Raw genomic sequence first — 20126 nt, 5'->3', positions numbered from 1 at the left:
TAGGTCCGCGGGGGTTCCGCGCCGGAATTCCGCCGCCATCTGGGACGACACGCCGGCCCATCACGGCACGACCGGTGTTACGCCCGGCCGAAGGCGTTCGTCAGTTCGGTGAGGGGCTGGTTGGATCGTCCCTGCGGACGAGAGGAGCCAAGATGACGACGCCGGTCGCCGACAGCCACGACCTGATCCGGGTGCAGGGCGCTCGGGAGAACAACCTCAAGGACATCAGCATCGAGCTGCCCAAGCGACGGCTGACCGTCTTCACGGGGGTCTCCGGGTCGGGGAAGAGCTCCCTCGTCTTCGGCACGATCGCGGCCGAGTCGCGACGGCTGATCGACGAGACCTACTCGACCTTCGTGCAGGGCTTCATGCCGAACCTGCCGCGGCCCGAGGTCGACGTGCTCGAGGGGCTGACGACCGCGATCGTGGTCGACCAGGAGCGGCTCGGCGCCAACCCGCGCTCGACGCTCGGCACGGTCACCGACGCCAACGCCATGCTGCGCTCGCTCTTCAGCCGGCTCGGCGAGCCGTCGATCGGGGGGCCGACGGCCTTCTCGTTCAACATCCCGACGACCAGGGCGAGCGGGGTGATGACCGGCCCCAACGGCGAGAAGAAGATCGTGAAGGACGCCGTCTACCTCGGTGGCATGTGCGCCGACTGTGAGGGCCGCGGCACCGTCTCCGACCTCGACCTCTCGGTGATCGTCGACGAGTCGAGGTCGCTGCGCGAGGGCGCGATCCTGGTGCCGGGCTACACCGCCGACGGCTGGATGGTCGCGACCTTCATCGAGTCGGGCTTCTTCGACCCGGACAAGCCGATCCGGGACTACTCCGAGAAGGAGCGGCACGACCTGCTCCACAAGCAGACGACCAAGATCAGGGCCAAGGGCATCAACGTGTCGTACGACGGCCTGGTGCCCAAGCTGCGCAAGTCGATCCTCTCCAAGGACGTCGACTCGCTGCAGCCCCACATCAGGGCGTTCGTCGAGCGCGCGGCGGTCTTCAAGACCTGTCCGGCCTGCGACGGCACCCGGCTCAACGACGCAGCCCGCTCCTCGAGGATCCAGGGCCTCTCGATCGCCGACGTGTGCGCGATGCAGGTCACCGACGCCGCCGAGTGGCTGCGGGGCGTCTCCGACGCGTCGGTCGCTCCGTTGGTCGCCGGCCTGCTGCACCTCTTCGACTCCTTCGTGGAGATCGGGCTGGGCTACCTCTCCCTCGACCGCCCGTCCGGGACGCTGTCGGGGGGAGAGGCGCAGCGGACGAAGATGGTGCGCCACCTGGGGTCGGCGCTGACCGACGTCACCTACGTCTTCGACGAGCCGACCGTCGGGCTGCACCCGCACGACATCCAGCGGATGAACAAGCTCCTCGTCGAGCTGCGCGACAAGGGCAACACCGTGCTCGTCGTCGAGCACAAGCCCGAGACGATCGCCATCGCCGACCACGTGGTCGACCTCGGCCCCGGGGCGGGAACGGGCGGCGGGACGATCTGCTTCGAGGGCACCGTCGAGGGCCTGCGCGCCTCCGGCACCCTCACCGGTCGCCACCTCGACCACCGCGCGACGCTGAAGCCCTCGGCCCGGCCGGCGAGCGGCCGGCTCGAGATCCGCGGCGCGTCGGCCCACAACCTGCAGGACGTCGACGTCGACATCCCGCTCGGCGTGCTGTGCGTGGTCACCGGCGTCGCGGGCTCCGGGAAGTCGTCGCTGATCCACGGGTCGGTCGCCGGCCGCGACGGGGTGGTCACGGTCGACCAGGGCGCGATCAAGGGGTCGCGGCGCAGCAACCCGGCGACGTACACGGGACTGCTGGAGCCGATCCGCAAGGCCTTCGCGAAGGCCAACGGCGTCAAGCCCGCGCTCTTCTCCGCCAACTCCGAGGGCGCCTGCCCGACCTGCAAGGGGGCGGGCGTGATCGTGACGGAGCTGGGCTTCATGGACACCGTGTCGACGCCGTGCGAGGACTGTGGCGGCAAGCGCTTCCAGGCCGCCGTGCTCGAGCTGCGGCTCGGCGGGCTCAACATCGCCGAGGTGCTCGACCTGCCCGTGACCGAGGCCCGGGCGCTCTTCTCCGAGGGCGAGGCGAGGACCCCGGCCGCGGCCGCCGTGCTCGCGCGGCTCGAGGACGTCGGCCTGGGCTACCTCAGGCTCGGCCAGCCGCTCAACACCCTCTCCGGCGGCGAGCGGCAGCGCATCAAGCTGGCCACCCACATGGCCGCCGACGGCGGCGTCTACGTGCTCGACGAGCCGACCTCGGGCCTCCACCTGGCCGACGTCGACAACCTGCTCGCGCTGCTCGACCGGCTGGTCGACGCCGGCAAGTCGGTGATCGTCATCGAGCACCACCAGGCCGTGATGGCGCACGCCGACTGGATCATCGACCTCGGCCCCGGGGCCGGCCACGACGGCGGCCGGGTCGTGTTCGAGGGCACCCCGGCCGAGCTGGTGGAGGCGCGGTCGACGCTGACGGGGCAGCACCTGGCTGACTACGTCGGCTTGTGAGTGTCAGAGTGACCCATCGGTCACTCTGACACTCACCAGGCTCACTCGCCCGTGACGTCGTCGGCGTCGACGATCCGGTAGGCGTACCCCTGCTCGGCCAGGAACCGCTGCCGGTTGGCCGCGAAGTCGGCGTCGACGGTGTCGCGGGACACGACCGTGTAGAAGTGCGCGGTCTTGCGGGTGCCGTCGGGCAGCGGGTCGCCGGGGCGCAGCAGGCGGCCCAGCCGCTGGGCCTCCTCCTGGCGCGAGCCGAAGGACCCGGAGATCTGGATGGCGACCTCCGCCGACGGCAGGTCGATGGAGAAGTTCGCGACCTTGCTGACGACGAGCAGCGACAGCTCGCCGGACCGGAAGGCGTCGTAGAGCCGCTGCCGCTCCTTGACCGGCGTCTCCCCGGAGATCACCGGGGCGTCCAGCGCGTCGGCGATCTCGTGGAGCTGCTCGAGGTACTGCCCGATCACCAGCGTCGGCGCGCCCTTGTGCCGCGCGATCAGGGACCGGACGACGTCGATCTTGTGGTGGGTGCAGGCGGCCAGCCGGTAGCGCTCGTCCGGCTCGGTGGTCGCGTAGACCAGCCGCTCCGCGGACGGCAGCGTCACCCGGACCTCCACGCAGTCGGCCGGCGCGATCCAGCCCTGCGACTCGATGTCCTTCCACGGGGCGTCGTACCGCTTGGGGCCGATCAACGAGAAGACGTCGCCCTCGCGGCCGTCCTCGCGGACCAGCGTCGCGGTCAGGCCGATCCGGCGTCGGGCCTGCAGGTCGGCGGTCATCCGGAAGATCGGCGCGGGCAGCAGGTGGACCTCGTCGTAGACGATGAGGCCCCAGTCGCGGGCGTCGAGCAGCTCGAGGTGCGGGTAGACGCCCTTCCGCTTGGTCGTCAGGACCTGGTAGGTCGCGATCGTGACCGGACGGACCTCCTTGACGGTGCCGGAGTACTCGCCGATCTCGTCCTCGGTCAGCGACGTGCGCTTGACCAGCTCGTCCTTCCACTGCCGGGCGCTGACGGTGTTGGTGACCAGGATGAGGGTGGTCGCCCCGGCGTGCGCCATCGCAGCGGCGCCGACCAGCGTCTTGCCGGCGCCACACGGGAGTACGACGACCCCGGACCCGCCGTGCCAGAAGGACTCGGCCGCCTCCCGCTGGTAGGCGCGCAGCTGCCACTCGGACTCGTCGAGCTCGATCGGGTGGGCCTCGCCATCGACGTACCCCGCGTAGTCCTCGGCCGGCCAGCCCAGCTTGAGCAGCGCCTGCTTGAGGTTGCCGCGCTCGCTGGGGTGGACCGCGACGGTGTCGTCGTCGAGCCGGGTGCCGAGCATCCCGGCGATCTTCTTGGCGCGGAGCACCTCCTCGAGCACCGGCCGGTCGTTGGAGACCAGCACCAGGCCGTGGGTGGGGTGCTTCTCGAGCCGCAGCCGGCCGTAGCGCGCCATCGTCTCGGCGATGTCGACGAGCAGCGCGTGCGGAACCGCGTAGCGGGAGAACTCCAGCAGCGCGTCGACCACCTGCTCGGCGTCGTGGCCGGCGGCCCGCGCGTTCCAGAGACCGAGCGGCGTGAGCCGGTAGGTGTGGATGTGCTCGGGGGACCGCTCGAGCTCCGCGAAGGGCGCGATCGCCTTGCGCGCATCGCTGGCGCGAGGGTGGTCGACCTCGAGGAGGAGCGTCTTGTCCGACTGGACGATGAGGGGGCCATCGGTCACGGCAGACAAGGGTACGGTCGCGCCCATGAGCACCCCCACGCACCAGCCCGAGGTGGACGGCGAGGACTTCGCCGAGATCCTGGCCACGACCCGCGAGTTCCTGCGCACCAAGGTGCTGCCGCGGGAGAACGAGATCATGACGGGCGACCGGATCCCCGACGACCTGCGCGCCGCGGTGGCCGACCTCGGCCTCTTCGGTTTCGCCCTGCCCCAGCGCTGGGGTGGGCTGGGCCTGGATGGGCTGCAGGAGGTCGAGATCGCGATGGAGCTCGGCTACACCTCGGTCGCGGTCCGGTCGATGATCGGGACCAACAACGGCATCGCGGGCCAGGTGCTGGTCGGCTACGGGACCGACGAGCAGCGCGAGGAGTGGCTGCCCCGGATCGCCTCCGGTGAGGTGGTCGCCTCCTTCGCGCTCACCGAGGAGGGGGCCGGGTCCAACCCCGCCGGGCTGCGCACGCGGGCCCGTCGGGACGGCGCCGGTGAGGACGCCGACTGGATGATCGACGGCGGCAAGCGGTTCATCACCAACGCCCCGATCGCCGACCTCTTCGTCACCTTCGCCCGCACCCGCGAGGCGACGCCCGACGACCCGGGGATCGCCGTCTTCCTCGTGCCGGCGTCGACACCCGGCGTCGAGGTCGGCCCGAAGGACAAGAAGATGGGCCAGGAGGGCGCCTGGACCGCGGACGTGACCTTCACCGACGTACGCCTGCCCGCCGCGGCGCTCGTCGGCGGCTCGGAGGCCGACGGCTACCGCGCCGCCATGGCGTCCCTGTCGCGTGGACGGCTGCACATCGCGGCGCTCGGCGTGGGCCTGGCACGCCGCGCGCTCGACGAGTCGGTGGCGTACGCCGCCGGCGCCACCCAGGGCGGGAACCCGATCGGCTCCTTCCAGCTCGTCCAGGCGCACCTCGCCGACATGCAGACGGGGGTCCTGGCCGGCCAGGCGCTGGTGCGGGACTGCGCCCGCCGCTACTGGCTCGACGGCGACCGCACCGCCCCGTCGGTGGCCAAGCTGTTCTGCAGCGAGATGGCGGGCCGCGTCGCCGACCTCGGCGTCCAGGTGCACGGCGGCACCGGCTACATCCGCGAGGTGCCCGTCGAGCGGATCTACCGCGACGTCCGGCTGCTGCGGCTCTACGAGGGCACCAGCGAGATCCAGCGGCTCATCATCGGCGGCGCACTGGTGAGGTCCGCTACTCCCCGGTGAACCGCGGCTCGCGCTTCTCCACGAACGCCGCGACCGCCTCGGCGTGGTCGAGCGTCTGGTGCATCATCGACTGCACGTCGGCGGACTTGTCGAGCACCTCGTCGAGCGAGAGCCCGGCGGCTTCGCGGATCAGCTGCTTCCCGGCTCGCACGGCGACCGGCGGGTTGGCCGCGATCCGGTCGGCGAGCTCGCGGGCGGTCGGGAGGAGGTCCTCGGGCTCGACGATCCGGGAGACCAACCCCCACTCCAGTGCCTGCTCGGCGCCGATCCGGTCGCCGGTCAGCGCCATCTCGGCGGCACGCGCCGCCCCGACGACGCGCGGCAGCAGGAAGGCGCCGCCGTCACCGGGGATGAGGCCGACCTTGACGAACGACTCGGCGAAGAACGCGGTGGTCGAGGCGATCCGCAGGTCGCACATCAGGGTGAGGTCGCAGCCGGCCCCGACCGCCGGCCCGTTGACGGCCGCGATCAGCGGGACGGGGCAGTGGAAGAGCGCGCGCGGGATGCGCTGGATGCCGCGGCGGTAGCCGTCGGCGATCTCCGCACCGCTGCCGCCGAACATCCCCGACCGCTGCGCCATCGCCTTCACGTCGCCGCCGGAGGAGAACGCCGGGCCCGCTCCGGTGAGGATCACCGCCCGCACCGACACGTCGGACGCCACCCGGGTCGCCGCGTCCTCGAGCGCCTCCACCATCGGGAGGTCGGAGATCGGGTTGCGTCGCTCGGGGAGGTTGAGGGTCCAGGTCTCGACGTGCCCGTCGCGGGCGATCAGCAGCGGTTCGGCCATGGCGGCGACCCTAGTTGCTGGGTCACCGCTGGGTCGGAACCGGCCGCACGTCGCGGATCCGGTGCACGGCGAAGGAGCGGGTGTCCTCCGAGCGCCGGTCCACGGCGACCAGCTGGCCGCCCTCCACGCGCAGCGGAGAGACGATCCGGTCGGCGAGGGTGCCGTGGTTGTCGACGTACGTGATCGCGACCGGCGTCGCCGTCTCGACCGCCTCGCGCAGCGCCGCGAGGGCATCGGCAGGGGTGAGCTGCAGGACGCCGCTGGTGGGCCGGGTCGCGCTGACCTCGTCGCCGGCCCGGATCGCGCGGACCACCGCGGCCACCCGGGCCGAGTCGCGCGCACCGGCGGCCGCCGTACGTCGTGCTGCGGGCGTCCGTGCGCGGAGCTGGTCCGGCCGCGCGACGTGGATGGTGCCGTCGGCGGCTTCGACGACCGGGGCGACACCGAGCTCGCGCAGCCGGGGGAGCAGGACGTCGAGCGGGGTGGTCGAGATCAGCACCGTCGGCGCGATCCGCCGCAGCCCGAGGGTCGTCGCGCGGGGATGGTGGAGCAGCTCGGTCAGCGCCGTCTCGTCGTCCGCGCGCAGGAACGCCTCGGCGTGCCCGACCCGGATCGAGCCGAAGGTCCGGGCCGCGTCGTCGACGAGGTAGGAGAGCGGCTGCGGGACCGGGGTCCGCGAGACCGATGCGAGGAACGCGTGCACCTCGGCGGCGCTCCAGCCGGCGTCGAGGGCCCGCCGCACCGACGCCGGCGTGAAGCGGTAGACGGTCGCGCCTCCTCGTGACTCGACGTCGGCGATCAGCTGCAGGTTGCGGCCGAGGGTCGGCTCCAGCGGGCCCGGCGCGACGGCGGTGAGGTCGGCTTGGAGCAACACGTGGTCGACCGGGTCGGGCAGGAGCGCCGCGAGCACCGGCTCGGCGTCACCGCGGTCCAGCAGGACCCGTGCGTACGACGCCAGCCCCTCGAGCCCCGTCACGCCGAGCGCCGCCGCCTCGGTCAGGACGTGCACGACCTGGTCGGTGCGCTGCCGCGGCCGGCGCGGCCGCACCCAGGCCAGGCGGGCGACCAGACCGGGCACCCCCGTGCCCGAGGCGAGCACCTCGCCGTCCGGCAGGAGGGCCAGCTCGGCCAGCGTCATCCGCCGCGTCTCCCGGATCATCGGGCTCACGAGCTCCGGCACGAGTGCGTTGAAGGCCTTGCCCGCCGGGTCACGCTGGCCGACCAGGGTGGGGGTGCGCTCGCTGTCGAGCCAGGCGCGGGCGAGCACCAGCCAGCGCTCGGCGACGGGCTGGGTCGACCAGAAGTCGATGAGGTCGCTCGGCAGCCAGGCGGGGTTGCCGTCGAGATCGGCAGCGGTGGTGATCAGGCCGGCCTCGTGGGCGACCTCGACCAGCAGGGCGGCGGTCGGCTCGTCCACGTGGAGCCGCGCCGCGGTCGAGCGCAGGTCCCGGACGCCCAGCCCGCCGGACCTCAGCGCGGCCGGCGGCTCGGCGCCCCAGCCGTCGACGAGCAGCTCGGTGCGGCGTACGGCCTCGAAGGCGGCACCCGCCGCCACCTTGTCCACCAGCGCCTGGGAGCGCGGCGAGGTAGGCACCTCCGGAGCGACGTCCACCGGCTCCTTCGTCGTGTGTCCGCGCACGGCGATGCCGGCCTCGCCCGGCACGATCATCGGTCCGCCGGCGCGGGGGAGGAGGAGCCCGCGGGCGATCAGCTCCTCCGCGGGGGTGGCCGCCTCGGAGACCGAGACCGTCGTCCGCGCGCTGCTGACCGCCTCGCCGCCCGCGTCCACGACGTGCTCGAGCATGGCCCGCGCGGCGTCGGAGAGCTCCGCCACCGACGTGCGTGCGTCGGCTGGCGCACGCCCCGTCGACGGACGCAGCCCGCTGACCGGTCCGAGCGCCTCGGCGACACCGGTCAGCGCCCGCAGCCCGGCGTGCGACTCCCAGACGAGGGCGAGGCCGAGCAGCCGCTCGAGCGCGGCCTCGACCGTCGCGGTCCCGGCGTGGACGGCCGCCTCGATCTGCGCGGGCGTGGCGTTCTGCAGCACCACCGCGGCGTCGAGGACGGCCAGCTCGGGTCGGCTGAGCTGGTCCAGGGCGCGCAGCAGCGAGGCGCGGGTGGCCGCCCGCGACGCGAGCTGACCGGAGTCCTGCGGAGCCGGTGAGGCGAGGTCCGGCCGGGCGCGGAGGAGGCCGGACAGCCGCTCGTCCGGCCAGGCGCGCAGCTGGTCGGCGAGCGATCGGTACCCGCTGCCTGTGCTCATCCCGCCCAGATTAGTGGCGACCCAGTGGCGCGGTCCCCGGGCCGCCCGAGCGCACGCCCGGGCGCGCCCGCGCCGCCGACACTCGTTCCACCGCGGGACCGCGCCGGGTGAAGTGTGGTGGGATGGCCCCGTGACTGATCGGACCTTCGCCTACCAGCCGGGGGGCTGGTTCGGCATCGTGGGCGAGCACGCCACCGTTCTGCTGCCGGGAACCGAGAAGGACCGGGCCGGCGCGCTGTGGGTGCTCGTCGATGACGGCGCCGGCTTCGACGTCGTGCTCGACGCCCTGGTCGCCGGTGGGCTGTCCACGCTGCCCGGCTTCGTGCTGCTGGCCAGCGACGACGACAACACCCGGGTGGTGATCCGCGGCGACGCGACCGCCACCTTCGAGGCGGCCGAGGGCACCGTCCACGTCGAGGGGTCCGGCGGCTCGATGTGGGTCGAGCGCGTGCTGCACGAGGTCAGCCACCTCTCGGTGGCGCTGCCGGGCGAGGCCGGGTCCGGTCCGCGCCTGACCGTCGCCGCCGGTCTGGTTCGGGTGGCCGGCATGGAGACCCCGGTCGCCGCCGCTCCCGCCGGACCGACCACGCCTCCGCCGCCGCCCCTCACCCCGCCGCCGGCCCCGCGGCTCGAGCTCGTGCCCGACCCGCTCACCGACGAGATCCACCTCGACGACGACGTCTCACCGGTCGAGGACGACGCTTCCGCCGACCACGACGTGCTGGGCGGTCCGCCGACCTGGACCCCGCCGACGCCGCCCGCCCCGGTCCCGCCGCTCCCGCCGGTACCGACGCTGCCGCCGCCGTCGATCCCGCCGGCTCCCTCGTTCCCGCCACCGCCGCCGGCTCCCCCTGCTGCGCCGGCTCCCGCCGGCTGGGACGACGAGGTGACCGAGCAGATCAGCGTGGTGCCTGAGGACCTGCTCCCGCTCCACGAGCCCGAGCCCGAGGCCGCCCCTGAGCCGGAGGAGTCGTGGGACCACCCCGCCCCCGTCGCGCACCTGTCGTTCTCCAGCGGCGCCGAGGTCGACGTCGACGGGCTCGTCGTGATCGGCCGGGCCCCTGACGCCGGACGGTTCCCGGCCGACGAGGAGCCGACCCTGGTCGCGGTGCCCAGCCCCCACTCGGAGATCTCCTCCACCCACGTCGAGGTCCGCCCCGGGACGGGTGCCGACCACGGCAGCGCCGTGGTCACCGACCTCGGCTCGACCAACGGCACGCTGCTCATCCAGCCCGGTCAGCGCCCCGAGGAGCTGCGGCCCGGCGTACCCGTCGTGCTCGAGTCAGGTGCCCTCATCGACCTCGGCGACGGCCTCACCATCAGGGTCGCCAAGATCTGAGATCAGTCCTTCTTCGCCGGGTCGGCGACGTCGTCGAACCCGTCCGGCCGGTGCAGGACGTGGGCGCGACCGAGCGGCCAGACCAGCGCCACGACCTTGCCGACGACGAGGTCGGTCGACACGAAGGCGTCGTCCTTGTCGCAGCTCGGCCCGTCGTCGTCGGTGCAGAGGTGGAAGGAGCTGTCGGCCGACTGGTCCCGGTTGTCGCCCATCACGAAGAGCCTGCCGGCCGGCACCGTCGCCGACCAGCCCGCGCAACCGGCCATCGGCCCGTCGCAGTCGTCCTGCGGGTCGATGAAGGAGTCCTCGGCCAGCGGCGTGCCGTTGACGGTGATGCGCCCGTCCTTGTCGCAGCACACGATCTTGTCGCCCGCGACGCCGATGACGCGCTTCACCAGGTGGCCGCCCGAGGGGTAGAGACCGATCTTGGCGAGCCCACGGCCGACGAGGCCCGTCGGACCGGCATCCTCGTCGTCGTCGAGCCAGTCGCCGGGGTCGGCGAAGACGACCACGTCGCCGCGCTGCGGACCGCCGTTCCAGTACGACGGCTTCTCGACCATGATCCGGTCGTTGACCACGAGCCCCGGCTCCATCGAGCCGGAGGGGATGTAGAACGCCTGCACGAAGAAGGTCTTGACGACCACGGCCAGCCCGATGGCGACGACGAGGAGGATGACCGTCTCGCGGATGACCTTCCACGAGCCGTTGGTCGTCGCGGTGCGGTCCGTCCGCTCGTCAGTGGTCACGACCGGACCTTATCCGTGGACTGGTGATGCCGTTGACCGGACGGCACGAGCCAGGACCGGTGGCGCGAGGTCACGGCCGCGCTGCTGCTGGTGGCAGGAGCCGGCGTACTCCCGACCTGGAGCCGTCGGCGCCGCCGTCTACGATCGACCCCGTGAGCGAGGGACAGCTGGCGGTGGGGTTCGACCTCGACATGACCCTCATCGACACCGTGCCGGGCTTCCGCGACGTGCTGACCGCCGTCGCCGTCGAGTTCGGCGTGGAGCTGCCCGTCGAGCAGCTGACGTCACGCCTCGGGCCGCCGCTGGAGGTGATGCTGGAGCCCTACCTGCCCGCTGACCGGGTGATCGCCGCCGGCGACCGCTTCCGCGCGCTCTACCCCGACCACGCCATCGCCAACGTGCCCGCGCTCGCCGGGGCGCACGACGCGATCGCAGCCGTACGCCGCCACGGCGGCCGCGTCATCGTGGTCACCGGCAAGTTCCCGGCCAACGCCCAGCTCCACGTCGACCACATCGGCTTCGACATCGACCACCTCGAGGGGTGGGTGTGGGGCGTCGGCAAGGCCGACGTCCTGCGCCGTGAGGGCGCCAGCATCTACGTCGGCGACCACGTCCACGACGTGGAGGGCGCCCTCGCCGCCGGCGCGCTCAGCGTGTCGGTCCTGACCGGCGGGTCCACGCGCGCCGACCTGGAGGCGGCCGGGACGCACGTCGTCCTCGACGACCTCCGCGACTTCCCCGCCTGGCTCGAGGACCACCTGGCCGGAACGGCCGAGCGCCGGCCGACATCCCTCGGCTAGGCTTCCTCGGCCCGGCGACGACTCGCCGGGGATCCATGTCTCGCGAGCAAGAAGAGGTCAGTCCGGTGCCCACTGGCAAGGTGAAGTGGTTCGACGCGGAGAAGGGCTTCGGCTTCCTGTCCCAGGAGGACGGCCCCGATGTCTACGTCCACGCCGACGCACTCCCCGAGGGTGCGGCGAAGACGCTCAAGGCCGGGACCCGGGTGGAGTTCGGCATCGCCCAGGGCCGCCGAGGCGACCAGGCGCTGCAGCTCCGCATCCTCGACGCCCCGCCGTCGGTCGCGAAGAACCGGGCGGTTGCCAAGCGGCGCAACCCCGAGGAGATGACCCTCATCGTCGAGAACGTCATCAAGCTCCTCGAGGACATCCGCGAGGGCTACGAGCATGGTCGCCCGCCGACCCGTGAGCTGGCGAAGAAGGTCAGCCCCGCCCTGCGCGCGCTGGCCGACGAGTTCGAGCTCTGACCCGCCCCTTCGCCAAAGGTCACGGTGACCCCTGCGCGGCGGCGGGAGCCATGCCGCCGCTGCGACGCGGCCGCGTCACCAGCACGTACGCCGTCCAGGCGGTCAGCACCGCACACGCGACGCCGAGCCCCAGCCGCGCGTGCAGCGGCAGGGCGATGCCGACGAACCCGCCCATCACCCAGGCGAGCTGGAGGGTCGTGTCGGACCGGGCGAACGCCGAGGCCTGCACTGACCCGGGGACGTGCTCCTGGATCGAGGAGTCGAGGGAGAACTTCGCCAGCGCCTGACCCAGGCCGGCGACCAGTCCGAGGATCGCCAGCAGCGGGACCGAGTAGAAGAGCGCCGCCAGGAGCGCGACCACCGCATCGGCCACCATCACCGCCGACACCGCGATGGCCGGCCGGATCCGGCGGACCAGGGACGCGGCGACGACCCCGAGGAAGTTGCCGAGCCCTGCGCCACCCGCGACGATCGCGAGCAGCACCGTGGACGACCAGCCGTGCAGCGGGTGCTCCTGCAGCAGGAACGCCATGAACATCAGCAGGAAGCCGTAGAGCCACTTCGGCGCGCAGTTCGCGCGCAGCGCGTAGGACACCCCGGCCGGCATCCGCATCCGCATACCGCCGCCGCTCGTCTCGCCGTCGCGGAAGCCCATCGTGCCCTCGCCGGCGCTGGAGTCGACCTTGGCCGGCAGGCGGATCGCGGCGATCGTCGCGATGACGAAGAGCACGAAGGCCCAGCGCAGGACCCACTCGGGACCTGCGAGCGAGGCGAGCCCGGCGATCGGCGCTGCGACCGTGACGCCGACGATGCCGGCCATCGAGACGCGTCCGTTGGCCTTGACCAGGGTGAAGTCGCGGGGGAGCAGGCGCGGGACCGCGGCGGCGCGCGTGACGCCGTACGCCTTCGACGCGACCAGCACGCCCAGCGCCGCGGGGAACATCAGCGGCGACTGGTCGGGCAGGGCGCCGGCCAGCACCCAGCAGAGGAACGCGCGGACCGCCATCGTCGCCCCGATCGCCCAGCGGCGGCCGTGGGAGAAGCGGTCGAGGAAGGGTCCGATGAGCGGTGCGACGATCGCGAAGGGGAGCATCGTCAGGCCGAGGAACAAGGCGACGGACTCGCGCGAGGACGAACCGTCACCGGAGGGCACCTGGAAGAAGAGCGACCCGGCCAGCGAGATCGCCACCGCGGCGTCGCCGGCGGTGTTGAAGGCGTGCATCTCGATGAGTCGGTTGAGCCCTGACTCGCCGGCCCCCTGCGCGTCGGCGGCCCGCCGGGCCTGGCCGACGGCGAACCGACCGAACCGCCCGACGCCGCGCGCGGTCGCGCCCATGCCCCGCGCCGTGCCCCGCGCCGTCCGGCCGGCCCCCCGTGCGAACGTCCTGCCCGCGGAGCGGCCCGACCCCGCCTGCGCGCCCTCGTCCGGGCCGCGCCCGCGCTCGTCCTCGTCGTGCTGAGCCGTCACCCCTCCATCCTGCCCGTTCCGCCTGGGCGGTGGTCGAGCCGGTGGGCACGTGTCGACCCCCGAACTGACACGACGGCGGTCGATGCGTGAAGATGGCGACCGTGAGCACTCAGCCGAGCCGGACCGAGCCGACCGCCGTCGGTGCGATCGACGCCGCGCGGAAGGCACTGGTCGAGGAGGTCGGTCGCGCCGACGTCGGCGCCCACCTCGGCCACCTCGTCGAGGGCGAGCCCGGCGGCACCGTCGTGACGCACCTGTTCGCCTGCCAGCGGGCGGGGTACGTCGGCTGGCACTGGTCGGTCACCCTCGCCCAGATCCCCGGCGAGGCGCCGACGGTCGACGAGGTCGTGCTGATCCCGGGCGACGAGGCGATCGTCGCCCCGGCCTGGGTGCCCTACCGCGACCGCATCGAGCCGGGCGACCTCTCGCCCGGCGACCTGCTGCCCGTCTCCGACGAGGACCCGCGCCTCGTGCCGACGTACTCCTTCGGCGACGACCCGCTCGACGCCGACGCGAAGGCCCAGGTCCGCCAGGTCGCCGAGGACCTCGGCCTCGGCCGCGTGCGCACCCTCTCCGTCGAGGGCCTGGACCTCGCTGCGCAGCGCTGGTACGCCGGCCTCGCCGGCCCGGCCGCGCCCATCGCCCAGGCGGCGCCGCACCACTGCTACTCCTGCGGGTTCCTGCTCCGCATCAGCGGCTCGCTGAGCGCCGGCTTCGGCGTCTGCGCGAACGGTGACGCGAACGACGACGGCCGCGTGGTCAGCATGGACCACGGTTGTGGCGCCCACTCCGAGGTGCGGCTGGCCAAGAAGCACGAGCCCCTGCCCCTCCCCGAGCCGGTCGTCGACGACCTGACGACCGACCTGCTCGAAGCCTTCTGACCCGGCCGTCAGTCGCCGGTGCTCGACAGCAGCCAGACGGCGTACTCGTCGTTGGCGGGGTGCAGCTCATAGCTCCCGGCCCGCAGGTCGACCCGTAGCCCCGCGGCGGTGGCGTCGGCGACGAACTCGTCGGGCGGGTAGACCCGCGCGGTGCTCGGCCCGTCGGTGAGGTGGAAACCGACGAGGATCCGCCCGCCCGGCGCGAGCAGCTCACGCAGCCGGGTCAGCACCGCCACCTCGCTGTCCTCCGCGAGGTAGATCATCACGTTGCCGACGCAGACGATCACGTCGAACTCCGCGGGCCCGCCGCGGGAGGCCAGTGCCTCCGGGGTCAACGAGAGGATGTCGAGCGGGACCACCGGGAGGTGGGGGTAGGTGCGGAGCGACTGCTCCACGAGCGTCGGGTCGGGCTCGGCGGCGACCACCTGATGACCACGGGCGGCGAGCGCGGCGGCCACCCGTCCCATCCCCGAGCCGGCGTCGAGGATGCGTGCTCCGCGAGGTGCGACGGCGTCCGCCAGCCGCGCCTCGCCGTCGACGTCGGCGCCGCGAGCGACGAGGTCGGTGAACGTGGTCGAGTAGCGCGTGACGCCCGTGGCGGCCAGCGCCCAGCGGGTCGGTCGGCCCATCAGCGGATCCCCCGCACCTCGTGGGCACGCTGGGCGCGGCGTCGGCAGACCTCCAGCCCGAGGAGGCCGAGGCCGAAGCCGGCCAGGCAGGTCCACAGCCACCACACCCGGCCGGAGTCGTCGAGCCGGCCGTAGAAGGGCAGCAGACCGACGAAGGCCAGGGCCCACAGCGCCGTCCCGGCGGCGATCGTCCGGACGCCGTCCACGTCGAGCGGGGCGACGTCGGCGATCAGGTAGGTCCTCCGGCCGATGCGGTGGGCGGCGGGCTCGTCGTACTCCTCCACGCTCCCAACGTACCCGCCCGGCGCGCGGTCGATCGGGCCGGGCGAGGCTCGGAGAGGGGGTCGGCCTCGAGGAATAGTTAGCACCGGTAATGAGTTATGCTAACGACATGAGGACGACCGTGAGCAGCACCGCCGCAGGCATGGCGTCGCAGCTGCGGGTATCGGTGATGCGGCTGCACCGCCGTCTGGTGGCCGAGCGCGACCCGCGCAACGAGCTGAGCATCGGGCAGATGGGCGTCCTCGGCGCCCTGTCCATCGCGGACGAGGCGACGCTGGGGGCGCTCGCCGCCCGCGAGCGTGTCCAGCCGCCGAGCATGACGCGCACCGTGAACTGCCTGGCCGACGGCGGCTACGTCGAGCGCCGCCCGAGCGAGACCGACCGCCGCCAGGTGATCGTCGCCATCACCGACAAGGGCCGCGTGACCGTCAAGGCCGACCGCGCCCGCCGCGACGCCTGGCTCGCCCAGCAGCTCGCCGCCCTCACCGCAGCCGAACGTGCCGTCCTCCGCGACGCAGCCCCGATCCTGGAGAAGATCAGCAACTCTTGAGTCCCACCTTCCGTGCCCTGAGCAACCCGAACTACCGGCTCTACCTCGCCGGCAGCGTCGTCTCGAACACGGGCACGTGGATGATGCGCGTCGCGCAGGACTGGCTGGTCCTCCGGCCTCTCGACGGTGGCGGCTCCGCGGTGGGCATCACGACCGGGCTCCAGTTCCTCCCGGTCCTTCTCCTCACGCCGTACGCCGGCGTGGTGGCCGACCGGATGCCCAAGCGCCGCCTCCTCCAGCTCACGCAGGCGACGATGGGGTTCTTCTCCCTCCTCGGGGCCGTGGTCGCGCTGACCGGCCACAGCCAGCTCTGGGTGATCTACCTCTGTGCGGTCGGCCTCGGCATCGGCGCGGCCTTCGACTCGCCGGCCCGCCAGTCCTTCGTCAGCGAGATGGTCGGGCCTGACCACCTGCAGAACGCCGTCGGCCTCAACTCGGCCAGCTTCAACGCCGCGCGCCTCGTCGGGCCCGCGCTGGCCGGCCTGATGATCGGCGCCCTCGGCTCGGGGCAGGAGGCGACCGGCGCTGTCTTCCTCGTCAACGCGCTCTCCTATCTGGCCGTGATCGGCCAGCTGCATCGGATGAACCCCGCCCTGCTGAACACCCCGAAGCTGCGGGGCCGCGGCCCCGGCGCGCTGCGCGAGGGCGTCGCCTACGTCCGCAGCCAGCCCAAGATGCTCTTCGTGCTGGTGCTCGTCTTCTTCGCCGGCACCTTCGGCATGAACTTCCAGATCACCAGCGCGCTGATGGCCACCGACGTCTTCGGCAAGGGGGCCGGAGAGTTCGGCATCCTCGGCTCGACCCTCGCGATCGGCTCGCTCACGGCGGCGCTGCTCGCGGCCCGGCGCGGCCGGATCCGGATGCGACTGCTCGTCATCGCGTCGCTGGCGTTCGGCGTCGCCGAGGTCGTCGCGGGCTCCCTGCCGACGTACGCGCTCTTCGCGATCTTCACGCCGGTCATCGGGTTCTGCACGCTGACGCTGCTCAACTCCGCCAACGCGACGATGCAGCTCGAGTCCGACCCGCTGATGCGCGGCCGGGTGATGGCGCTCTACATGACGGTGGTCCAGGGCGGCACCCCGCTCGGCGCCCCGGTCGTCGGCTGGGTCGGCGAGACCTTCGGCGCCCGGTGGACGCTCTGGCTGGGCGGCGGGTTCACGATCCTGGGCGCCGTGCTGGCCATCGCGGTCTACGCCCGGTTGACCCGTGCGGGCGGCGTTTTGACCCCCTCTGGGGCCACCGGTAACCTTGGTCCTCGTGTCTGGGACGACCAGACCGTCGTGCGTGCCCGCAGCTAGATCTCGAAGACAGGTTCGAGGAGGCGGCACGCCCAGGAGCAGGGCGACACGCCCGACCTCGGGGGCGACGGCTGGACGGTAGCACCACCCGAGCACAGCATCACCACCCCTCCACGGCAGAGCGCTGCGGAGAGAGAGTCGAACAGAAGGGGAACCACCCGGTGCCCACCATTAACCAGCTGGTCCGCAAGGGCCGCGAGGACAAGGTGTCGAAGAACAAGACGCCTGCCCTCAAGGGATCTCCGCAGCGCCGCGGCGTCTGCACCCGCGTCTACACCACCACGCCGAAGAAGCCGAACTCCGCCCTCCGCAAGGTCGCCCGCGTGCGTCTGAGCTCCGGCGTCGAGGTCACCGCTTACATCCCCGGTGTTGGCCACAACCTTCAGGAGCACTCCATCGTGCTCGTCCGCGGCGGTCGTGTGAAGGACCTGCCCGGCGTCCGCTACAAGATCATCCGCGGCACCCTCGACACCCAGGGCGTCAAGAACCGCAAGCAAGCCCGGAGCCGTTACGGCGCCAAGAAGGAGAAGTGAGATGCCTCGTAAGGGTCCCGCTCCCAAGCGCCCGATCGACGTCGACCCGGTCTACGGCTCGCAGCTGGTGACCCAGCTGGTGTCGAAGGTCCTCCAGGACGGCAAGAAGCAGGTCGCCCAGCGCATCGTCTACACCGCGCTCGAGGGCTGCCGCGAGAAGACCGGCACCGACCCGGTCCTGACGCTCAAGCGCGCCATGGACAACGTCAAGCCGGCCATCGAGGTCAAGTCCCGCCGTGTCGGTGGCGCGACCTACCAGGTCCCGATCGAGGTCAAGGGCACGCGCGGCACCACGCTCGCGCTGCGCTGGCTGGTCGGCTACGCCCAGGACCGTCGCGAGAAGACGATGGCCGAGCGTCTGCAGAACGAGATCCTCGACGCGAGCAACGGCCTCGGCGCCGCTGTGAAGAAGCGCGAGGACACCCACAAGATGGCCGAGTCCAACAAGGCCTTCGCGCACTACCGCTGGTGACCGCGTGAGGCGGTACGCCGAGCGGCGTACCGCCTCCGCACACCTACTCCTACTTCCTAAGGAAATCGCAGACAGTGGCTGTCGACATCACCACGGACCTGAAGAACGTCCGCAACATCGGCATCATGGCGCACATCGATGCCGGTAAGACCACCACCACCGAGCGCATCCTGTTCTACACCGGCATCACCTACAAGATCGGTGAGGTCCACGAGGGCGCGGCCACGATGGACTGGATGGAGCAGGAGCAGGAGCGCGGCATCACCATCACGTCGGCCGCGACGACCTGCTGGTGGAAGAACCACCAGATCAACATCATCGACACCCCGGGCCACGTCGACTTCACCGTCGAGGTCGAGCGCGCGCTGCGCGTCCTCGACGGCGCCGTCGCCGTCTTCGACGGTGTCGCCGGCGTCGAGCCGCAGTCCCAGACCGTGTGGCGCCAGGCCAACAAGTACGCCGTCCCGCGGATGTGCTTCGTCAACAAGCTCGACCGCACCGGTGCCGACTTCTACCGCGTCGTCGACTCGATCATCGAGCGGCTGAACTCCACCCCGCTGGTCCTGCAGATCCCGATCGGCGCGGAGTCCGACTTCATCGGCGTCGTCGACCTGGTCGAGATGCACGCCAAGGTGTGGCGCGGCGAGACCGCCATGGGTGAGGACTACACGGTCGAGGAGATCCCGGCCGACCTCGCCGACAAGGCCGCCGAGTACCGCGAGAAGCTCATCGAGACCCTCGCCGAGGCCGACGACGAGATCATGGAGGTCTACCTCGAGGACGGTGACGTCTTGGACGTGCCGACCCTCAAGGCCGCCATCCGTCGCGCGACCCTCGCCGACAAGGTCAACCCGGTCCTGACCGGCACCGCGTTCAAGAACAAGGGCGTCCAGCCCCTGCTCGACGCCGTGAACGACTACCTCCCGTCGCCCGTCGACGTCGAGGGCATCGTCGGTCACAAGCCGAACGACGAGTCCGTCGAGATCACCCGCAAGCCCAGCGACGACGAGCCCTTCGCCGGCCTGGCCTTCAAGATCGCCTCCGACCCGCACCTGGGCAAGCTGATCTACGTCCGTGTCTACTCCGGCAAGCTGGAGGCCGGTGCGACAGTGGTCAACTCGGTCAACGGCAAGAAGGAGCGGATCGGCAAGGTCTACCAGATGCACGCGAACAAGCGTGAGGAGATCGCGTCGGTCGGCGCCGGCCAGATCGTGGCCGTCATGGGCCTCAAGGACACCAAGACCGGTCACACCCTGTGCGACCCCTCCAACCAGGTCGTCCTCGAGTCGATGACGTTCCCGGCCCCGGTGATCGAGGTCGCGATCGAGCCCAAGACCAAGAGCGACCAGGAGAAGCTCGGCGTCGCCATCCAGCGTCTCGCCGAGGAGGACCCGACCTTCGTCGTGAAGACCGACGAGGAGACCGGCCAGACCATCATCGCGGGCATGGGCGAGCTCCACCTGGAGATCCTCGTCGACCGCATGAAGCGCGAGTTCAAGGTCGAGGCGACCGTGGGCAAGCCGCAGGTCGCCTACCGCGAGACGATCCGCCAGCGGGTCGCGAACCACAGCTACACCCACAAGAAGCAGACCGGTGGTTCGGGTCAGTTCGCGAAGGTCGTCATCTCGATCGAGCCCAACATCGACCCCGAGACCAACACCGGCGCGGGCTACGAGTTCTCCAACAACGTCACCGGCGGTCGCGTCCCGCGCGAGTACATCCCGTCGGTCGACCAGGGTGCTCAGGAGGCCATGGAGTTCGGCGTCCTCGCCGGCTACCCGATGGTCGACGTCAAGGTCTCGCTGGAGGACGGCGCCTACCACGACGTCGACTCCTCCGAGCTCGCGTTCAAGATCGCCGGCATCCAGGCCTTCAAGGAGGCCGCCCGCCAGGCGAGGCCCTGCCTGCTGGAGCCCGTGTTCGCCGTGGAGGTGACGACCCCGGAGACCTTCCTGGGCACCGTCATCGGCGACATCAACTCCCGCCGGGGCCAGATCCGGTCGCAGGAGGAGCGGTTCGGCGACATCGCCGTCCAGGCCCTCGTGCCGCTGTCCGAGATGTTCGGGTACGTTGGCGACCTGAGGTCCAAGACCTCCGGTCAGGCGTCGTACTCGATGGAGTTCGACTCGTACGCCGAGGTTCCCACGAACATCGCCGACGAGATCATCAAGAAGGCTCGCGGCGAGTAATCGCCGTA

The 20126-nt window shown here is 71.9% G+C and carries 18 protein-coding genes; 11 read left to right on the top strand and 7 right to left on the bottom strand.

Features of this window, described 5'->3' with window-relative positions; genetic code table 11:
* Positions 1-152: 152 nt before the first annotated feature.
* On the top strand, positions 153-2504 hold the full coding sequence (locus BM236_RS16075) for an ATP-binding cassette domain-containing protein (protein ID WP_091125867.1): 2352 nt from the start codon (positions 153-155) through the stop codon (positions 2502-2504).
* A 41-nt stretch (positions 2505-2545) separates the two neighbouring features.
* Here BM236_RS16075 and BM236_RS16070 read toward each other — a convergent pair whose 3' ends face one another.
* Positions 2546-4204, bottom strand: coding sequence for a DNA repair helicase XPB (locus BM236_RS16070; protein ID WP_091125976.1), 1659 nt, complete (start codon positions 4202-4204; stop codon positions 2546-2548).
* 25 nt (positions 4205-4229) lie between these two features.
* On the opposite strand from BM236_RS16070, the gene BM236_RS16065 reads away from it, so the two are divergent.
* Entirely contained in the window at positions 4230-5417 is a 1188-nt protein-coding gene (locus BM236_RS16065) for an acyl-CoA dehydrogenase family protein (RefSeq protein WP_091125864.1), read from the top strand.
* Here the strand turns inward: BM236_RS16065 and BM236_RS16060 are convergent.
* Both BM236_RS16060 and BM236_RS16055 read right to left on the bottom strand, forming a co-directional pair.
* Positions 5404-6204 carry a crotonase/enoyl-CoA hydratase family protein gene (locus tag BM236_RS16060; protein WP_091125862.1) on the bottom strand — a complete coding sequence of 267 codons (801 nt, stop codon included), beginning with the start codon at positions 6202-6204 and terminating at the stop codon, positions 5404-5406. The genes BM236_RS16065 and BM236_RS16060 overlap by 14 nt on opposite strands.
* A gap of 22 nt (positions 6205-6226) precedes the next feature.
* Positions 6227-8467, bottom strand: coding sequence for a helicase-associated domain-containing protein (locus BM236_RS16055; RefSeq protein WP_091125860.1), 2241 nt, complete (start codon positions 8465-8467; stop codon positions 6227-6229).
* Between the two features lie 130 nt (positions 8468-8597).
* Between BM236_RS16055 and BM236_RS19535 the strand changes: the two genes are divergently transcribed.
* Positions 8598-9806, top strand: coding sequence for an FHA domain-containing protein (locus BM236_RS19535; RefSeq protein WP_091125858.1), 1209 nt, complete (start codon positions 8598-8600; stop codon positions 9804-9806).
* Positions 9807-9808: 2 nt separating this feature from the next.
* Here the strand turns inward: BM236_RS19535 and lepB are convergent, their stop codons facing one another.
* Positions 9809-10552, bottom strand: coding sequence for a signal peptidase I (gene lepB, locus BM236_RS16045; RefSeq protein ID WP_091125855.1), 744 nt, complete (start codon positions 10550-10552; stop codon positions 9809-9811).
* A gap of 152 nt (positions 10553-10704) precedes the next feature.
* Here lepB and BM236_RS16040 point away from each other — a divergent pair, with 152 nt between their 5' ends.
* Positions 10705-11352 (top strand): HAD family hydrolase, encoded by a 648-nt coding sequence (locus BM236_RS16040; RefSeq protein ID WP_245750375.1) that lies wholly within the window; start codon positions 10705-10707, stop codon positions 11350-11352.
* 65 nt (positions 11353-11417) lie between these two features.
* On the top strand, positions 11418-11816 hold the full coding sequence (locus BM236_RS19530) for a cold-shock protein (RefSeq protein WP_091125851.1): 399 nt from the start codon (positions 11418-11420) through the stop codon (positions 11814-11816).
* Positions 11817-11835: 19 nt separating this feature from the next.
* Here the strand turns inward: BM236_RS19530 and BM236_RS16030 are convergent, their stop codons facing one another.
* Positions 11836-13284 (bottom strand): MFS transporter, encoded by a 1449-nt coding sequence (locus BM236_RS16030; protein ID WP_245750374.1) that lies wholly within the window; start codon positions 13282-13284, stop codon positions 11836-11838.
* A gap of 92 nt (positions 13285-13376) precedes the next feature.
* Between BM236_RS16030 and BM236_RS16025 the strand changes: the two genes are divergently transcribed.
* On the top strand, positions 13377-14165 hold the full coding sequence (locus BM236_RS16025) for a DUF3027 domain-containing protein (RefSeq protein WP_091125972.1): 789 nt from the start codon (positions 13377-13379) through the stop codon (positions 14163-14165).
* A gap of 8 nt (positions 14166-14173) precedes the next feature.
* On the opposite strand, the gene BM236_RS16020 is transcribed toward BM236_RS16025, so the two are convergent.
* Both BM236_RS16020 and BM236_RS16015 read right to left on the bottom strand, forming a co-directional pair.
* Positions 14174-14794, bottom strand: coding sequence for a class I SAM-dependent methyltransferase (locus BM236_RS16020; protein ID WP_091125849.1), 621 nt, complete (start codon positions 14792-14794; stop codon positions 14174-14176).
* Positions 14794-15078, bottom strand: a complete 285-nt coding sequence (locus tag BM236_RS16015; protein ID WP_245750373.1) for a DUF2530 domain-containing protein — start codon at positions 15076-15078, stop codon at positions 14794-14796. Before BM236_RS16015 ends, BM236_RS16020 begins: the two co-directional genes overlap by 1 nt.
* Positions 15079-15185: 107 nt before the next feature.
* Between BM236_RS16015 and BM236_RS16010 the strand changes: the two genes are divergently transcribed.
* The 5 genes from BM236_RS16010 (at position 15186) to fusA (ending at position 20118) form a co-directional block, all read left to right on the top strand.
* The gene (locus BM236_RS16010) at positions 15186-15626 is read left to right on the top strand and encodes a MarR family winged helix-turn-helix transcriptional regulator (RefSeq protein WP_091125847.1); all 441 of its coding nucleotides are present in this window, start codon (positions 15186-15188) and stop codon (positions 15624-15626) included.
* Positions 15623-16924 carry an MFS transporter gene (locus tag BM236_RS16005; RefSeq protein ID WP_091125845.1) on the top strand — a complete coding sequence of 434 codons (1302 nt, stop codon included), beginning with the start codon at positions 15623-15625 and terminating at the stop codon, positions 16922-16924. Before BM236_RS16010 ends, BM236_RS16005 begins: the two co-directional genes overlap by 4 nt.
* 161 nt (positions 16925-17085) lie before the next feature.
* A complete protein-coding gene (rpsL, locus tag BM236_RS16000) occupies positions 17086-17457 on the top strand; it encodes a 30S ribosomal protein S12 (RefSeq protein WP_091125843.1) in 372 nt (123 codons plus the stop codon).
* A gap of 1 nt (position 17458) precedes the next feature.
* Positions 17459-17929, top strand: a complete 471-nt coding sequence (rpsG, locus tag BM236_RS15995) for a 30S ribosomal protein S7 (protein WP_091125840.1) — start codon at positions 17459-17461, stop codon at positions 17927-17929.
* A 74-nt stretch (positions 17930-18003) separates the two neighbouring features.
* On the top strand, positions 18004-20118 hold the full coding sequence (gene fusA / locus BM236_RS15990) for an elongation factor G (RefSeq protein ID WP_091125839.1): 2115 nt from the start codon (positions 18004-18006) through the stop codon (positions 20116-20118).
* The last annotated feature ends 8 nt before the right edge of the window (positions 20119-20126 follow it).

The sequence above is a fragment of the Nocardioides terrae genome, from assembly GCF_900112345.1.
Classification (GTDB): Bacteria; Actinomycetota; Actinomycetes; order Propionibacteriales; family Nocardioidaceae; genus Nocardioides; species Nocardioides terrae.
Note: the sequence above shows the minus strand (reverse complement) of the source record. Positions and strands in the feature narration are given on the sequence as shown.